12 protein-coding genes are annotated in these 17,133 nt (G+C 72.6%); 5 read left to right on the plus strand and 7 right to left on the minus strand.

Going from position 1 to position 17,133, the window contains the following annotated elements:
- Positions 1–92 precede the first annotated feature (92 nt).
- Positions 93–881, plus strand: a complete 789-nt coding sequence (locus Afe05nite_RS38135; RefSeq protein ID WP_203822196.1) for a hypothetical protein — start codon at positions 93–95, stop codon at positions 879–881.
- 288 nt (positions 882–1,169) lie between these two features.
- Here the strand turns inward: Afe05nite_RS38135 and Afe05nite_RS38140 are convergent, their stop codons facing one another.
- On the minus strand, positions 1,170–2,561 hold the full coding sequence (locus Afe05nite_RS38140; protein WP_203822197.1) for a WD40 repeat domain-containing protein: 1,392 nt from the start codon (positions 2,559–2,561) through the stop codon (positions 1,170–1,172).
- 60 nt (positions 2,562–2,621) lie between these two features.
- The gene (locus tag Afe05nite_RS38145; protein ID WP_203822198.1) at positions 2,622–7,301 is read right to left on the minus strand and encodes a PDDEXK-like endonuclease domain-containing protein; all 4,680 of its coding nucleotides are present in this window, start codon (positions 7,299–7,301) and stop codon (positions 2,622–2,624) included.
- Between the two features lie 61 nt (positions 7,302–7,362).
- On the opposite strand from Afe05nite_RS38145, the gene Afe05nite_RS38150 reads away from it, so the two are divergent.
- Positions 7,363–7,836, plus strand: coding sequence for a TspO/MBR family protein (locus Afe05nite_RS38150; protein ID WP_203822199.1), 474 nt, complete (start codon positions 7,363–7,365; stop codon positions 7,834–7,836).
- Positions 7,837–7,850: 14 nt separating this feature from the next.
- Here the strand turns inward: Afe05nite_RS38150 and Afe05nite_RS38155 are convergent, their stop codons facing one another.
- Entirely contained in the window at positions 7,851–8,843 is a 993-nt protein-coding gene (locus Afe05nite_RS38155; protein WP_203822200.1) for an oxidoreductase, read from the minus strand.
- A 56-nt stretch (positions 8,844–8,899) separates the two neighbouring features.
- On the opposite strand from Afe05nite_RS38155, the gene Afe05nite_RS38160 reads away from it, so the two are divergent.
- Positions 8,900–9,262 (plus strand): MerR family transcriptional regulator, encoded by a 363-nt coding sequence (locus Afe05nite_RS38160; RefSeq protein WP_203822201.1) that lies wholly within the window; start codon positions 8,900–8,902, stop codon positions 9,260–9,262.
- A gap of 83 nt (positions 9,263–9,345) precedes the next feature.
- Here the strand turns inward: Afe05nite_RS38160 and Afe05nite_RS38165 are convergent, their stop codons facing one another.
- Positions 9,346–10,071, minus strand: coding sequence for an SDR family oxidoreductase (locus Afe05nite_RS38165; protein WP_203822202.1), 726 nt, complete (start codon positions 10,069–10,071; stop codon positions 9,346–9,348).
- 95 nt (positions 10,072–10,166) lie between these two features.
- Here Afe05nite_RS38165 and Afe05nite_RS38170 point away from each other — a divergent pair, with 95 nt between their 5' ends.
- The gene (locus Afe05nite_RS38170; protein ID WP_203822203.1) at positions 10,167–11,006 is read left to right on the plus strand and encodes a LysR family transcriptional regulator; all 840 of its coding nucleotides are present in this window, start codon (positions 10,167–10,169) and stop codon (positions 11,004–11,006) included.
- 615 nt (positions 11,007–11,621) lie between these two features.
- Here Afe05nite_RS38170 and Afe05nite_RS38175 read toward each other — a convergent pair.
- The 3 genes from Afe05nite_RS38175 to Afe05nite_RS38185 all read right to left on the minus strand — a co-directional run bounded on the left by Afe05nite_RS38175 (position 11,622) and on the right by Afe05nite_RS38185 (position 15,304).
- Positions 11,622–12,221, minus strand: coding sequence for a hypothetical protein (locus Afe05nite_RS38175; protein ID WP_203822204.1), 600 nt, complete (start codon positions 12,219–12,221; stop codon positions 11,622–11,624).
- Positions 12,222–13,108: 887 nt separating this feature from the next.
- A complete protein-coding gene (locus tag Afe05nite_RS38180; protein WP_203822205.1) occupies positions 13,109–13,702 on the minus strand; it encodes a TetR/AcrR family transcriptional regulator in 594 nt (197 codons plus the stop codon).
- Between the two features lie 12 nt (positions 13,703–13,714).
- Entirely contained in the window at positions 13,715–15,304 is a 1,590-nt protein-coding gene (locus Afe05nite_RS38185) for a GGDEF domain-containing protein (RefSeq protein WP_203822206.1), read from the minus strand.
- A 224-nt stretch (positions 15,305–15,528) separates the two neighbouring features.
- Between Afe05nite_RS38185 and Afe05nite_RS38190 the strand changes: the two genes are divergently transcribed.
- On the plus strand, positions 15,529–17,103 hold the full coding sequence (locus Afe05nite_RS38190; protein ID WP_203822207.1) for a dynamin family protein: 1,575 nt from the start codon (positions 15,529–15,531) through the stop codon (positions 17,101–17,103).
- The last annotated feature ends 30 nt before the right edge of the window (positions 17,104–17,133 follow it).

Raw genomic sequence — 17,133 nt, forward strand, 5'->3', positions numbered from 1 at the left:
CGGCCGCCCGGAGGCGACAAGTGCCACGTCGGCCCCGCGAAGCGGCGAGCTGAACGCCTGGGGCGAAGACTGCGACGCGGCGGAGTGTCCTGATGCCCCCTCGGCTTCCCGCGACTCTCACGTTCGCGCTCGCGTTCATCGCCCTCGTCACGTTCGCCGCAGGCGTCTACCTCGAACTCCGCCATCCCGGTGCGCTCCAGGATCACCCGTACTTCTCGAACCTGCTGTCGGGTGCCACCGGATTCTCGGTGAGTGCGCTCGTCGTCGCCCACGGGGTGAGCGCCTTCATCAGCCGGGACCGGGCGATGCGCATGCACGGCCTCGTCACGACCGTGATTCAGGACTTCCGGAACGAGGTCGGCGAGCTGGACGAGGTACTCGGCTTTCCGGTGCCGATGAAAGATTTCCACGGATACGCGTCCCGGATCTCTCGTCCCGGATCTCCGTTCGGTCGTGGTGCCTCCCGCAGGAAGAAGGTGGGTGACGATCCGGCCCGTAAAGTCTTTTTCGAGATCGACCGCGACGAGAGCAGGCGACGCCGGGTGGATCAGGTCTTCGACAGGGTCCTCGACCAGCGTCTGCCCGACATCGTCCGCGCCCTGGACCTGGCGAGCGACTACCGGGTCATCAGCGCGGTCTCACGCCTGCGGGAGACCTTCGAGCGATACGGCGGGCCGTATGATCTGCCCGATCGGCGGCCCGAGCTGTGGTACGGAAACTATTCCCGGGCGAAGGCCCTGCTCGAGGGGCTCGGTGACGCCATCGAGACAATCCGGAGGACGCCTGCCTTCCGCGCGCATGATGCGTTCACTCGCGGCGGCGTCGCGGGTTACCTTCTGGACAAGGCGCTTTCCCTCAAGCTGCCTGCCCGGAAGTCATAGAACCGATCGAACCGGTGGCCCGGAGCGACGGGCCTCGTCCGTCGCGAGGTCGACGAGCGCGACGGGCGATATGCCGCCTCCATCCCATCGAGCGGGCCCAGGAAAATCTGCGGCGCCTGCGCGAGGGCTGGAGCCAGGCACTCGACGGCATCGTGGACGATCCGGGAGCGATCGACGCCGTCAACGTCACCCTGCGCCGCGTCGAGGCCGAGCTCGTCTGCCGGCGACGGCGCGCTGGAACGCCCTGACCTGGCCGGCATGCTGCCACCTGGCGCGGCTGTCGGAGGCCTAGGTGGACAGGGCGCCGTCGGCGCCCAGGGCGAGGATCACCATCTCGCCGTGGTGGTCGGTGGCGGTCAGGCGGTGGTCGTCGAGGCGGGTCAGGGCCGCGATGCCGAACCCGAACTCGCCGATCAGCCGCGGGCCGGTCGGCATGCCGTGCCAGGCCAGCTGCCAGGAGAACAGGCGGAAGTCGTGGGAGGCCGCCACCACCACCGGGGCCTCCGGCGCGCCCAGCACCGCGACCGCCTTGACCGGCTCCGGGGCGCGCAGGGTGAGGCCCCGCTCCACGGCCAGGTCGTTGCCGGCCAGCAGCATCACCCGGACGTCGCGGTGGGCGGCCGAGACGATCACGCGGTCGCCGGCCGCGGCCACCGCCGCCACCCGGGTCTCGTGCTCCCACAGCGGGTGGCGTTCGCCGGGCGGGCCGGCGGTCACGATGCGGCCGGTCGCGGTGACCACCCCGGCGCGGAACCGGGCGGTCGGCTCCGGTGCCGGGGGCGTGGTGACGGCCGGGGACCGGGTGATCAGGTGGGGGCGGCCGGCGAAGGTCGCCGAGGCCACCCGGCCGGCGGCCGCGGCCACGCAGCGCGGCCACAGCCGTGGGTCGGTCCGGCGCCACCGGGGGCGGCCCACCCCGTCGAGGGCCAGCAGCGCCGGTTCGTACGTGCCGGCGATCAGGCCGGTGCCGTCGGTGGACCAGGTGATCGCGCGCAGCGGGGAGTCGCTGACCCGCACCGAGCGGACCGGGGCCAGATCGAGGTCGAGCAGCTCGACCGAGCCGTTGTCGCCGGCCAGCGCCAGGGTGCTGCCGTCGGGGGACCAGGCGCAGTCCTCGACGGCGGCGGCCGGCAGGTAGGTGATCCGGCCCGGGTCGCGCCAGAGGTCACGGACCGCGACCAGGCGGTCGCTGCCGACGGTGGCGACCAGGCCGTGCGGGGAGACCGCGAGGCGTACGCAATCGGGCAGCTCACCCAGGTAGGTCTCGTCGAACGCGTGCCACACCACCGCCCGCGACTCGGCGATCTGGCAGATCAGGTGTTGCCCGTCGGGCATCCACGCCACCGAGGTGACCGCGCCGGGATGGCCGGCGAGCAGTTTCATCAGCGACGGCGGCCGGTCGTCGACGACCCGCCACACCGCCGCGGTGCCGTCGGCCGTGCCGACGGCCAGCAGATCGGCGGCGGCCGGGTTGAAGGCCACCGACAGCACCGCCGCATGGTGGCCGAACTCGGTCACCATGGTGGACCGGCCCGGGTCCGTGGTGTCCCAGACGATCACGCTGCGGTCGTGCGAGCCACTCGCCAGGCGCCCGCCGTCGGCCCGGAAGGCGACGCAGCTGATCGGGGCGGCGTGCGCCGGACCCCCAGTTCCGACCGTCACCCGGACCATGCTGGACATCAACTCAGCGTGAGTCAATACAGTCGACATCAAAGATCGCGGAGTAAAGCCCGGCGGCCGTCAGGACACCGGCAGGAGCCGCAGCAGATCCGGCCGGCGATGCGGGGCGCGGGCCGGCGGATCGGCGGCCGTCACTGCCTTCTCGATCGCCGCGCGCAGCCGGGCCTCCTCCTCGGCGCGGTTGCGGTACCAGGCCGTGCCCCACACCCGGTGCAGGGTCCAGCCGAGGCCCTCGAGCACCGCGGACCGCAGCCGGTCACGGTCCCGGGCGGCCGCGCACGAGTGGTACATCGGGCCGTCGCACTCGACGCCGAGCGCGTAGCCGGTGCCGTCGCCGCCGGGGTGCAGCACGCCGATGTCGAGGCGGTAGCCGCCCGAGCCGATCCGGGTGTGCACCTGATAGCCCCACGACTCGATGGCCGCGCGCACCGACGACTCCAGGGCGCCCAGCGCGCCGGCGGCGGACCCGGCGGCGGACCCGGCCGAGGCGGCGAAGTCCAGATAGGCGGCCAGGTGCCGGACGCTCTCGTTGGCACCGGCCGGGATGTCCCGGGCCCGGATCGACGAGACGATCTCCACCCGGCGGCGGGCCCGGGTGATCGCCACGTTGAGCCGGCGCCACCCGTTCGGCCGGCTGAGCGCCCCGAAGTTCGTACTGATCCGGCCGTGCTCGTCGTGGCCGTACCCGATCGAGAAGATCATCACGTCGCGCTCGTCGCCCTGCACCGATTCGAGACTCTTGACGAAGAAGCCGTTGAGCCGGTCCCCGTCGAGGAGCCCGAGCAGCCCGGGGTGGTCGGCGACGGCGTGTTCGAGGGCGGCCGTGATCGCGTCGGCCTGGGCGACCGAGAACGTGACGACGCCCAGCGACAGGTCGGGGCGTTCGGTGAGCGAGGCGATGACGCGCCCGGCGACCACCGCCGCCTCGACCGGGTTGTCGCGGGTGGTGCCGCGCCGATAGACGCCGTCGGCGGCGATCAGGTGCACCCCGTCGGTGCGGGCCGGCCGGGCGGCCGGGAAGGTGACCAGGCGGCCCTGGTAGAACGCCTGGTTGGCGAACGCGATGAGGGCCTCGTGCCGCGACCGGTAGTGCCACGCGAGACCGAGACTCGGGAACGCGCCGCACGCCTTGGCCAGCTCCAGAATCGACTGGAAGTCGCCGACCTCGGAGTCGGCGGTGCTCTCGAAGAACGTCGTCGGCGGCAGCTGTTTGTCGTCACCCGCCGCGACCAGGGCGCGGGCCCGGTAGATGCAGTTGATCGCGTCGGCCGGCGTCACCTGCGACGCCTCGTCGAAGATCACCACGTCGAACTCGAGGTCCGGCGGCAGGTACTGACTCACCGCGAGCGGTGACATCAGGAAGACCGGCTTCATCGCGAGCACGGCGTTGCGGGCCCGGCCGAGCAGATCGCGTACGGCCGAATGCCGGGTCTCCTTGCGCCCCTCCCGCCGCAGCAGGGCGGTCTCCTCGGCGGGCATCGACGCCCGGGCGGCGTGGAGGACCGCGGCGATGCGGGCCGGTGCCGAGGCGATCAGGTCCAGGTCGAGGGTGCGGAACTCCTCGACCAGATGGGTACGCTCGGCCGCGCGCACCGGCTGCAGACGCTGGTCGCGCCGCAGCACGTCGTCGGCCCAGGAGCGCAGCACCGCCCGTTCGAGGACGGCCCGCAGCTGCTCGGCCGGCACCCGCTCGCCGGCGCAGAACGCGATCGCGTCGTCGAGCCCGAAGCCGGACAGCACCTCGCGGGCGGCGACGTGGCTGAACCATTCCTCCTGCCCGCCGGCGTCCTCCCGCAGCTCCCGGAGCAGGACCGGCCCCCGCTCGTAGTCCTCGAGCGACTCGACGAGCGCGGCCCGCCGGGCGGACCCGAACGCGGTGGCCACCGCGTCGCGCGCCGTGGTCCAGGCGGCCGCCTTGGCGGCGAGGCCGGCCGCTATCGGGGCGGCGGCCGCCGCCCCGGCCAGCGCGGCGGCCTGGGCGGCGGTCAACGGTTTGTCGGCGCTGCCGGTGGCGAGCCGGCGCGCCTCGTCGGCCCAGTCGAGGGCGGCCGGTTCGTCGACGTCCGGGATGCCCGACACACCGGGCAGGGCGGCCACCACGGCCTCGCGCAGACCGGCGAGGTGCTCGGCGCCGGCCAGGTCGAGGGTACGGCCGGTGGCCTCGTCGTAGGCCGCGACGAACCGGGCGGTGGCGGTCAGCGGCGTCGCGTTGGCGCGCAGCCACGCGATCGCGTCCCGCACGGTGCCGTGCGCCAGGTCCGGCCGGGCCGCCGGTTCCGGGGCCGGGCGCAGGGTGGCCTGCCAGCGGGCGATCGCGGCCGAGACGGTGCCGGCCGCGCGCAGCAGTTCCTCGTCGGGCGCCGGCGCGCACACGTGGTCGATGACGGCCGGCATGGCCTGCGGCGGCGTCCACCGCAGCAGATCCGCGGCGACCTGCAGGGCCTCGTCGAGCGCGGCGAGGTCGGTGGCGGCGCCGCGCCAGAACCGGCCGAGCACCGCGGCGTGCTCGCGTTCGGCGGCGGCGAGGTCGCGCCGGGCGGCCCGCCAGGCGACGGCGGTGCCGAGGTGCGCGACCGCGTCGGCGGCCGACTGGGTGGGCAGCGCGAACGCGGCGACCGCCTCGTAGTCCCGGCGGTAGGCCCCGAACAGCTTGCGGAACAGGCCCCGGTGGCCCTTGGTGAGCCGGTCGGACAGTTCCTCGACGGGCTGGTCGAGGATCGACTCGTGGAAGTAGCGGCGCGCCTGCCCCTCGGCGGCGGTCAGCGACTCCACCGCCCGGCGCAGCGCGGCCACCGCGGTGTTGGCCTTGGCGAGGCCGCCGGCGCCGAACCAGTACGGCTCCGGCCGGTTGGCCCGGCCGCCGAGCTCGCAGATCGCCACGATCCGGGCCACGTCGTTGGACGTGGCCGCGGCCGGCAGGGTGAGCGCCGAGGTGATCCGGGCGGCGTCGCGCATCCGCTCCTCGAGCAGGGCGGCGTCGTCGGTGAAACGGCGGGCCAGGCCGGCCGCCCCCTCGGCGGTCAGCGACACCGGGTCCACCGCGGGCGGCCGGGTCCGCGCCCGTTGCACCGGCGCCAGGTCGGCGGGCAGGTCCTCGCACTCGACACCGGCGGCCGCGCGCAGCGCCTCCCGCGCCTGCCGGAGGGTGGCGAGGTGCCGGCCGCGTTCGCCGGCGGCCCGGCGCACCGGGCGCAGGCTGGGCATCGTGAGCCACTCGTCGCGCACCCCGGCCGGTCGCGTGGCGGCGTGCCCGGCGAGGGCGGCGAGCTGGGCCGCGGCGCTCGGGCGGGTCAGGCCGAACGCGGCGGCGAGCGCGGCGCCGGGGGCGGCCGCGCCGGACAGCTCGCGCAGGGCGTGCTCGGCCCGCCGCAGTCGCCCGTCGAGCGGCTCGGGCTCGGTGACCTCGCGCCAGGCGAACGCGTCGCCGAGGGCGGCCGGCCGCCACGACCGGGCCAGCCGATCGGCGGCGTCGCGGATCTGCCGCAGCGTCTCCGGGGTGAGCGCGACCGGCGGCGGGGCCGGGGCGGCCGGCACCCCGTCGAGCTCGGCGCACCGGCCGAGGATCTCGTGCAGGCCGGCGCCGAGCGGTTCGCGTACCTCGTTCATCGCCTCGGCGTACGCGGACAGGCCCTCGCGGGCCGCCCGTGCCGCACCGACCTGGCCCGCCGGGGGCGACGCGGGCGGGGCGTCCAGCGCGTCGGCCAGGCCTCGCGCCACCTCCTTGCGGGTGGCCTTGTGACTGTGCAGTTCGAGCAGGTAGCCGTCGAGGCCCACGTCGGCCAGGCGGTTGCGCACCACCTCGAGCGCGGCGGCCTTCTCGGAGACGAACAGGACCCGTTTCCCGGCGTGCATCAGGCAGCCGATCATGTTGGCGATGGTCTGCGACTTGCCGGTGCCGGGCGGTCCGTCGAGCACGAAGCTGTGCCCGGCGGTGGCCGCGGCCACGCAGGCCCGCTGGGACGCGTCGGCGTCGAGGACCAGCGGCACCTCCTCGGGCGGGGCGAGCCGGTCCACGTCCTCGATCGGCGTGAAATCGGCGGCGCCGGCCAGGAACGCGAGCTTGCGGACGAGCGGGTGATCGGCGATCCGGTCCTCGTTGTCCTGCAGGTCGCGGTACATCGCCTCCTTGTGGAAGCTGAACGTCGACAGCACCACCGCCTCGTCGACGCGCCACCGGTCCCGGCCCGCCGTCACGGCCCGGGTGCGGGTCAGGAACTCGGTCAGGTCCAGCTCGGCGAGCGAGTCGACGGCGGGCAGCTCCACCCCCAGCAGCCGCATCCGGAGTACGAGGGCCGGGTTGACCACCGGATCGTCCTCGCGGCCCCGGAGCCTCGGCAGGTCGGCCGGTCCCGCCGCGGTCAGCTCCACCGGCAGCAGGAGCAGCGGGCTGGCGAACGCGGCGCCCTCCTCGTCGCGCCAGTGCAGCGTGCCGACCGACAGGTGCAACGCGTCGACGCCCCGGTCGAGGAAGTCCTGCCGGGCCTTGCGCATCAGCCGGCGCAGGACGGTGCCGAGCGCGTGCGGTTCCAGCCCGGTGCGGAAGAACTCGCCCTCACCCGCGAAGCCGTGCTCGCCGCCCGCGCGCAGCGCGCCCACGATCACCGCCGGCGGCGGCCCGGCGATCTCCACCGCGCCGGTCTCGGACCGCCTGAAGTTGATCAGCCGGTTCCCGGCGTCGAGGTTCACCAGGCCATCGCGCCAGGCCCGCAATGCGGCCCTTGGCGTTGTTTCGGGCGTCATATACCGATTCCAGCAAGCGCGGGGATGATTCCGCTGCCGATTCGCGGGAAAGAAGCAAACTATGAGTACGCGACGCTGGCTCACCTACACCGCCACGACCGCCGCCGTGACCGCCACCGCGGCCGCCGGCTCGGTCGCGGTGAACACCGGCACCCGCTGGTACCAGACCCTGTCGAAGCCCTCCTGGCAGCCGCCGTCCTGGGCGTTCGGGGCGGTCTGGACACCGCTCTACGCCAGCATCGCGTACGCCGGTGGGCACGCCCTGCTGCGCACCCGGGGCCGCGACCGCCGCGAACTGATCGCCGCGTTCGGCACCAATCTCGCCGTCAACGCCGCCTGGAACTGGCTGTTCTTCCACCGGCGCAGCGTCCACGCCGGGCTCGCCGGCACCCTCGTGCTCGACGCCAGCAACCTGGACCTGATCCGCCGGACCGCCCGCCACGACCGCACCGCCGCCGCGACACTCGTGCCGTACGCGGCCTGGTGCCTGTTCGCCACCGCCCTGAACGGCGCCATCGCCCGGCGCAACAGCTGACCGCGCCGGCGCCGTCAGTAGTAGAGGTCCTCGTCGGCCTTGGTGTAGGGCCGGATCTCCCGCATCCGGCCGCTGGTCGCCAGCCGGACCCAGTCGGGGTTGCCCAGCAGCACCCGGCCCAGCGCCACCAGGTCCGCGCCGAGGTCGTCCACCGGCAGCCGCGGCACCCCGACCGAGCCCACGGTGATCACCGGCAGGCCGGTCAGGCGTTTCGCCCACGCCGCGAGATTGGCCGGGTCACCGACGAAGGCCGGCTCCCAGAAACGGCGCTGCGAGGCGTGCAGCACGTCCGCGCCGGCCGCCGCGAACACGCCCAGGATCGCCCCGAGCTCGTCCGGCGTGTCGGCGATCCGGGCCGCGTGATCGCGTTCCTTGAACTGGGAGAACCGGACGATCAGCGGCATGTCGGCGGGGATGGCGGCCCGGACCGCGCGGATCACCTCGGCCGGGAACGCGGCCCGGCGCTCCGGCGAGCCGCCGAACCGGTCGGCGCGGTGGTTCGTGCGCGGCCAGAGGAACTCGTCGAGCAGATAACCGTGCGCGGCGTGGATCTCCACCGCGTCGAAACCGGCGCGGGCGGCGGTACGGGCGCTTTCCGCGTACGCGATCAGCAGTTCCCGAATCTGTTGATCGTCGAGGCGATCCGGCGTCCAGGCCGTCTCCGCCGGGCGCCGCTCCCCGCCGAGATGCCAGATCTGCGCCGCGATCCGCCCACCGGCGGCGTGCACCTCGCCGGTGACCAGGCGCCACCCCTCTTCGGCGGCACCCGGGGTGAGCCGGGGGACGTCGTCCTCGTGGCTGGCACTGGGGTGCCCGATCAGCGCCCCCTCGGTGATGATCAGCCCGACGCCCCCTTCGGCACGGCGCCGGTAGTAGGCGGCGTTCGCCGCGGTCGGCACCCCGCCGGGGGACCGCTTGCGGGTCATCGGCGCCATCACGAACCGGTTGCTCAGGGCCAGCTTGCCGAGGACGGTGGGGCGGTTGAGGATCTCCAGTGCTGCGCTCATGCCGGTACGGTAAAACCTGACATGGATGTGAGCTTCGAGGGTTTGTGAGTCAGCTCATGCGAATAGGCGATCTGTCCGCGGCGACCGGTGCGAGCGCCCGGTCCCTGCGCTACTACGAGGACCAGGGCCTGCTGACCTCCGAGCGCACCCCGGGCGGCCAGCGGCGCTACCCGCCGGTGTCGGTCGAGCGGGTCAAGGTGATCCAGTCCCTGCTGGCCGCCGGCCTGAACAGCGCCACCATCGCCGAGGTCCTCCCGTGCGTCAGCGAGGCCTCGGCCCGCACCCCCTGGCTGGCCACCCGGCTCGGTGCCGAACTGGCGCGGGTCGAGTCCCGGATCGACTGTCTGAACCAGACCCGCGACATCCTGGCCGGCCTGGTCGACCGATACCGCGTCGAACCCGCCGGCCCGCCCGCTTGAGCCCGCCCCGGTTGAGCCCGCCCCTCTTGAGCCCGCCCCTCTTGAGCCCGCCCGGTTGACCCGGCCCGGCCTCGGGGGCCGGGTCACCAGGCGACGGTGCCCTCGTCGTCGAAGAAGCCGCCGGTGGGGCCGTCGTCGGGCAGGGTGGCGAGCCGGACGGCGATGGCGGCGCCCTGCTCCGCGCTGCGGACGCCGCGGAATCCGTTGAGGTCGGTCGCGGTGAAGCCGGGGCAACCGGCGTTGATCAGGATGTTCGTGCCGGCCAGCTCCTTGGCGTACTGGATCGTGACGGCGTTCAGGAAGGACTTCGACGGGGCGTACGCGGCGGAGACCGGGCCGGTGTCGCCGCCGTTCGCGGCCTGCCGGGTCAGCGAGCCCACCGTGCTCGACATGTTGACGATGCGGGGAGCGGCCGAGCGGCGCAGCAGCGGCAGCATCGCGTTGGTGACCCGGATGACGCCGATCACGTTGGTCTCGACCACGGTCCGCATGATGTCGGCGGAGACCAGCGTCGGTTCCTGCGGCGTGCCGCCGGTCACGGCCGCGTTGTTGACGAGTACGTCGAGCCGCCCGCCCCGCTCCCCGATCAGGGCCGCCGCGGCGGCGACCTGGGCGTCGTCGGTGACGTCGAGCGGCACCCCGAACGCGTCCGCGCCGGCCGCCCGCAGCTTGGCCACGGCGGTCTCCCGGCGTTCGCTGTCCCGGGCGCCGACCCCGACGGTCCAGCCGAGCCGGCCCAGGCCGGCCGCGATCTCGTACCCGATGCCCTTGTTCGCGCCGGTGACCAGCGCGATTGTCCGTTCGCTCATGCCTTCGATCCTTCGCCCCGGACGGTGTCCGGGCCAACACCGTCTGGGTCCCCGGCGATACTGCCGAGGTATCGGTCGCGGAGTAACTTGGCGGGATGGAGACGCGGGAATTGCGCTACTTCGTCGCGGTCGCCGAGGAGCTGCACTTCGGCCGGGCGGCCCGCCGGCTGGGCATCGCGCAGCCACCCCTGTCCCGGGCGATCCAGCAGATCGAGCGCCGCCTCGGCGCCGAACTGCTGACCCGGACGAGCCGCAGCGTGACCCTCACCGAGGCGGGCGCCGTGCTGCTGCGCGAGGCGAAGGCGGCCCTGGACGCGGTCGACGCGGCCGAGCGCCGCACCCGCCGGGCCGCGACCGGCCGGCCGGGCCTGGTGCTGGTGGCCAAGGCCGGGGCGTCGGCGGAGCTGCTGGCCAAACTGCTCGACGCGTACGCCGCCGAGCCCGGCGCGGTGCCGGTCGACGTGCAACTGTCCGGTGTGGCCCAGCAGGAGCGCTCGCTCCGGGACGGCCGGGCCGACGTGGCCCTGCTGCACCGCCCGTTCGACTCGACGTCCGGTTTCGACACCGAGAGCCTGTCCACCGAAGGTCAGGTGGCGGTCCTGCCGGCCGGTCATCCGCTGAGTGTGCGGACCGCGCTGAGCATGCTCGAGGTGACCGAGGAGTCGGGCCTGCCGCTCCCGCGCTGGCCGCTTTTCGACGGCTCCTACCCGGCCGGCCCCGGCCCCGAGGTCCGCGACCACGCCCAGCTGCTGCAGCTGATCGCCCTAGGCCGGGCGACGGCCGTCCTGCCCGAGTCGTGCCGCTCCCAGCTGCGCGGCGACCTGGCCGCCGTCCCGGTCCCGGACGCCCCCCGGGTCACCACGGTCATCGCGTGGCCCCCGCACAGCCGCTCGCGCGCCTTGGCCGGCCTGGTCCGCGCCGCGACCCGCCTCTAGGCTCCGGCTCACCTTCGGGTGCTCGATACGACTTCTGCCGACCTGGAGTTCCCCTGGTGGGCTGTGGTCCGGCGGGCGGCGCCCGGCACGTCGCCGGCGTCTCAGACGCCGTCATCGCCGATATGTTCAGCCATGACGCGCAGAGCGAATGGTCGGTACGGCTCGTCCACCTAGCGATCATGGCAGCGCTACGGTTGGCTCGTCCCGGCAACACAGCGGTCAGCACTCGGCCGACAGCGGACTCCGCCGGCCCAGTGCGGCATCCGCTTCTGCCGCCGATCGCGCTCGGGACCTGGCCGGCCGTCACGCTGCGTACGCCCAATTGCAGCGGCGGACGCGCGGTCATGCCGAGTTGAGTGCGACGAGTTCACACCTTGGTGACAATCACTGCCCAGACGGCGGCGCCGACAAGAACAGTTGACCCAAGTGCTCCGGCGCCGGACATGAGGCAGATAGGAATCGTGGACCCAGACCAAAAGGCGAGTATTCCTGTCGTCAGGCCGACGTCTGTGCCGAACAAGAACAGGCAGGCCATAGCCAAAATTCGGATTGGCATCACTTGCTCCTCAGCAATCTTAATAGCGCGCAGATGATGGCATTCGGGCAGTTACCCGTCTAAGCCGAAATAGGTAATTCGAGGCCCAACTTGGCCTCCCGGTTTATCGCGCTCATGAGTTGTGAGGCCGCATCGTCGCCGCGGGTTGGCAGCGCCTCGGCCAGCAAGACCGTGTAAGCGTGCCTTACATCAGCATCTTCGCCTGACTCGGGGAGAAGATCGACGTAGCGACCAAGGAAGCGACTGTCCGCCGGTGAAACAGAATGCATTCGCATCAGACCTATAACCAAGTCCGACAGGTCGCGGGCCTGTGACAATGTTCCGGCGCGGGCGAAATGACCGACTGTCTTCAAGTACCTGACGGGGTGATGCAAAACCAAGGCGAGTAGCGCTCTCTGGGCAGCACTCAACGGCTCAAACGAACGCCCATCCGCTTCGCGGCTTGCCGCATGCACGGTCGCATGCGCCAGTCCGGTCTCCCGTTCGATCCTCGACTGCACGCCGCGCTGACGCAGGGCGCGCCCGGCAGCCACTGCGCGACTAATAGCGGCATCCACCTCGGGGCGTACCAGCGCCACCTGAGCCGTAGCCTCCCGCCAGCGGGAAACCGCCCAGACGACCTCTTGGATGCAGGCGTTCAGGTTTTCAGAAGTTGGCATGGCGGGATGCCCTTCACTCTTCTAGAACTTTCGTTGTCTAGCGTCTAGACGATGAACTTTCACGCCTATTGTCTAACAACTAGACAACAACGACCTTAGCAAAGCCAAGTTAGATGTGGAAGAGAGGCGCGGCCTTGGGAGCGATCGATCAAGTGGTGACTGCCTGGGAGGGTGTTGTCGCATGTCGACAACCACGCCCAAACGCAACGCCGATGGTCTGCTGCAAGCCGCGGCTCTGGAGGTGCCGCGTCCAGATCAGCATCACGATCGCGATCTAGGCACGCGTGTCGAAGCGGTCAGGTTGCCCGTGTCAAGCGCGGACGGCATGCGGGCTACCCCTTCTACTTTTTTGGTAAGCGTTGACTGTTCACCTGGCGCCGTGGCTTACCTCCGTGGTCGCGTCGATGTCATGCGACTTGGCCGTCAGCCTGCGCGCAACTACAACTCTCTCATCGAGGTCCACAACTGCCCCAAAGCAAGCGCTGGCGAAGCGGCAGGGTGAGGGGAGCGAGTGGCCGCGTCGGGTCACTCGTGGCAGGACGCGACATTAGCAACTGAAGGCGCTCGATGCCTAATAACACCGAATCTATAGGACGCTGGAATTGTCACGCGACGAAGTGACGGAATTTCTGCGCGAGTTGGACCAGAATGCTCACGCAGCCGCTAGACGGCAAGGGCTCGAGATGCCAGAGGAATACTTCGCATCGGCGAGAGGCAACAACCAGAAGCCAATCTGGATTTACGAGTGGTCAGGGCTTGATGGGTCGCACTCTTCTGCCGCAGAGGACGCGCGCTCGGCTCTCGGCGAATCGTTACCTTCGGTGATGATTCCACGAGATCGAGCCGGAGCCCGTCTCCGGCTGGTCCGGGATGCGCCACGCGCGCGGTCAGGGCTTCAGCAGGCGGACGAACACCTCGGCAAGCGCGGTCGCGGAGGCCGCCGGGGTGTCGCGGGGGAGCAGGATGTGGCTCACCGTCAGCCGGATCACCGCGTCGACCGCGGTCGTGACGACGTCGGCCGGGAGGGTCGGGAGGAAGGCCGCGGTCCACTCGCGCAGCACGCCGCCGGCCTCGGCGAGCACGATCTCCGGCCGGGTCGTCAGGGCGGGCAGGAGCTCGTCGGTGCCGCCCCGGCCGCCGGCCTGGACGGCCTGGACGAGCGGGTTGCGGGCGGCCTCGTCGAGGGTCAGCAGGATCGCCGCGTAGCCGGCCGCCCGCACGTCGGCGCCGTGCTCGAACAGCGCGCCGCGCACCCGCTGGGCGAACTGGCGCACCTCGCTGAGGGTCAGCGCCTCGGCCAGACCGGCGCGTCCCCGGAACTCGTTGTAGACCGTCTGGCGGGAGACCCCGACCGCCTTGGCCACGTCGAGCATCCGCACGCTCTCCCAGCCGTGCTCGACCGTGAGGTCGCGCGCGGCCCGGATCAACGCCCGCCGCAGGCGGGCACGATTGGAATCGCGGTAGGACGACGACGTCTCCATGGCCCTGAAAGATTACACATGCCGTGCACCAACTGTGGCGGCCCCGAGCCGGGAGCGGCTGGCCGTGCGCACCCGGTTGCGCCCGGCCCGCTTCGCCTCGTAGAGCTGCTCGTCGGCGCGGGCGAGCAGGGTCGACTGGGTGCTGTCGGCGAGCACGCCCGCCACCCCGATGCTGACCGTCACCGGCAGTTCGCCGACCGCCGGCCACCACGGGTGAGCAGCCACCCGGCGGCGCAGCCGGTCCAGCTCGCCCAGCGCCTCGTCGTGCTCGTGCCCGCCCAGCACGAGCAGGAACTCCTCGCCACCGAGCCGGGCCGCGAAGGCGGTCGGCTCACCGCTGCCGGCCACCGTGTCGGCGAGCAGCGCCGCCACCATGACGAGCACCTGGTCGCCGGTCTCGTGCGAGCAGCTGTCGTTGATCCGCTTGAAGTGGTCGAGGTCCAGCACCGCCGCCCACAGCTGATCACCGCGCGCCTGGGCCTGGCCGATCAGCACCGGCAGGTGTTCGTCGACGTAGCGGCGGTTACGCAGCCCGGTCAACGGGTCACGGCGGGCCTGCTCGCGGAACCGCTCGGCTTCCTGCCTCGCCTCGTTGACTTCGAACAGGGCCTGCCGGGTACGCGCGTGAGCCTCCCGCTGCTCCTCGAGCACCCGCTTCTCGGCGGCGTGGAAACGTTTGTGCTCCTCGAAGGCGCGCCGATAGTCGCCGTCCGCCGCGTACAGCTCGGCCTGCTCCTGGAAGACCCGCACCAGGATCTCACCGTGCCCATGGGTCTCGCCGAGTGCCCGGCACTCGGCGAGGGTTTCGCGGGCGGCGGCCGCGGCGCCCTGCAGGCGCCGCGTCACCGCGAGGGTCAGCAGGAACTCCGGCAGGGCGTCGGCTTCCTGATGACCTTCGGGGTACGCGTTTATCGCGTCCAGGATCGTCTGTTCGGCCTCGGCGTGACGGCCCAGCGCGATCTGCACGTTGGCGACGGTGTCCAGGTCGTTCGGGTCCAGCCGGTGACCCTTCGCCGACGCGGCCGCCCGCATCCGCTCGATCAGCTCCCAGGCGCGCTCCGGCTCGCCCGACAGATATTCGGCGTACGCGTGGTTGTTGAGGACCAGCACCTCGTCCCGGACGTCGGTCGAGTGCCGGGCCAGCTCGGCGGCCTGCCGGTAGCGGTCCCGCGCGGCCTCGATCGAGCCGGTCTCGGTGAGCGCGTCCGCGTACTTGACGATGTACGGCAGGCGCCGGCGCGGCGGGACCGAGTCGTCCAGGTGCTCGACGGCGGCGACCGCGTGCTCCAGCAGCGCCGCCACGTCACCCATGTTGCGGTAGGTACGCCCGAGCAGCAGGTGACTACGCGCGATCAGATAGCGGTCGTGATGGCGATGCGCCCACTCGTTGACCTGCCACATCGTCGCCACGGCGGACTTGAGCGCGCCGGCCCGCTCGGCCACGTCGGCCTGGACCAGCCGGGCCCGCATCTCGGCCGGCCCGTCCCCGGCCGCCGCCGCGGCCAGCTCCAGCTCGGCGGCCCGGGCGGCCCGGCCCCGGGGGTCGAGGCCGGTCCAGTCCTCCAGGCGGTCCAGCTCGGCGGACCTGTCGGCGGGAGACACGCAGTTCCATCGGCGTCGCGCCGCCCGGCCGGAGGGTTTCCGCCCCGGAAGTTCCGGACACTCATTCATGCGCGGTGACAAGTGTTTCCCCGATCGGCAACCTCTGATCGGGACTTTTCGCTGTCCGTCCGGCGGATGTGTGTCCGCTCTACGTTGGAAAGGCTGGTTTTCCGGTCAGCTTGTCGATCGTGGATCGCGGGTACCCGCCGGGATGGAGGTGCTGCGTGTCCGATCCCGGTGCGGGGCTCGCCGAACTGATCGCCGCCGTGCGGGCCGAGGCCATCGCCCTCGGGCGCGACGACCTCGCGGGCCGGCTGCCCGGCCCGATCGGCGCCGGCAACCTGATGCGCCGCATGCGGATCATGGTGGCCGGCTCGCCCGGTGCCGGCAAGTCGAGCCTGGTCAACAGCCTGCTCGGGCGGCCCGGGACAAGCCCGGCGTCGACCGGCTGCTGGGTGGAGTTCCGCTACGGCGCGGCCGACTCCGCCACCGTCCTGCTCGCCGACCCGGCTGATCCGGGCACCCCCCGCCGCCTCGCCGCCGACGTACGCGACCTGCACGCCCATGTGACCTCGTCGGAGATCGCCGCCGCGGTGGTCGGCGTGGAGGTCCGGCTCGACGTGCCGGTGCTGCGCGAACTGGTCCTCGTCGACTCGCCGGGCGAACCCGATCCCACCACCCTCGCCGCGCTGCGCCAGGCCGACGCCCTGCTCTACGTCTGCGACGCCACCCGCCCGCTGGCCCCGGCCGGCGTCGACTTCCTGGTCGAGGCCGGCCGCCGGGTGCCGACGGTCGCGATCGCCATCAACAAGATCGAGATGCCGGCGAACGGCCGTGCCGTCGCCGAGACCCGCCGCCGGCTGGGCGAGCGCCCCGAACTGGCCCGCTTCGCCGTGCACACCGTCTCGGCCCATCTCGCCGACCGGGCCGGCCGGCCCGGCACCCCGCACACCGCGGCGATCCGGTTGACCGAGGGCGCCGGCGTGCGCCAGCTGGTCGACCGCACCCAGTACGACGCGGCGGCCGGCGCCGCGGTGATGCGCGCGGCCAACCAGGCCCGGATCACCGCGGCCGTCACCCGGTCCCTGCTCACCCACCTCGACCGGATCACCGGCCCGGCGTCGCGTGTCGACGAGGACATCGCCGTGCTCACCACCCTGCTCGACGCGGGCGGCCGGCTCGGCGCCCGCCTGGAGCAGGCCAGACAGTCCGCCACCGACCGCTTCGCCGCCGCCGCGGCCGCCGTCCCGCTGCCGCCCCGCCCGGCCGTGCTGCTCGCCGCGCTCACCGCCGCCGCCGTGGATTCGCTCGAGTTCGCCCAGGGGCTCGTCCTGGAGGTCCTGCGCGACGGGCTGCGCGACGACGTGCTCGTCCCGCCCGGCCCCGAGGCCGACCTGCGGTTGCGCACACCCGACGCGGCCAGGCCCCGTGCGCTCGATCTGCTGCCCACCGTCGCCGGCCTGGTCACCGGCTCGGCGCTGGTCGTGTCGGTGCTGACCGGGGCGCCCGCGGTGGCGGCCGGCATCGTCGCCTCGGCCGGTGCCGGCTGGTGGCGGGCCGGGGACCTCGAGGTCTGGCGGGACGGCGTGCTCGAACAGATCACGGCGGCCTTCGAGAGCGAGTTGCGGCGCCGGATCGGCGCGGTGCGGCAGTACGTGGCGCAGACCGTACCCTTCATGCTCGAAGCCCGCCGGGACCGTCTCACCCACCTGGCACCCCACCCGGAGGCGGCGTCCTCGCGGGTGACGCTGAGCCAAGCTCTCGACGATCTGTCCCGGTATCACCGCAGTAACGCCTGATTGTCCGGACGGGCAGCGCTCTCCGCCCGA

It is taken from the genome of Paractinoplanes ferrugineus (assembly GCF_016862195.1).
In the GTDB taxonomy this organism is placed as follows: Bacteria; Actinomycetota; Actinomycetes; order Mycobacteriales; family Micromonosporaceae; genus Actinoplanes; species Actinoplanes ferrugineus.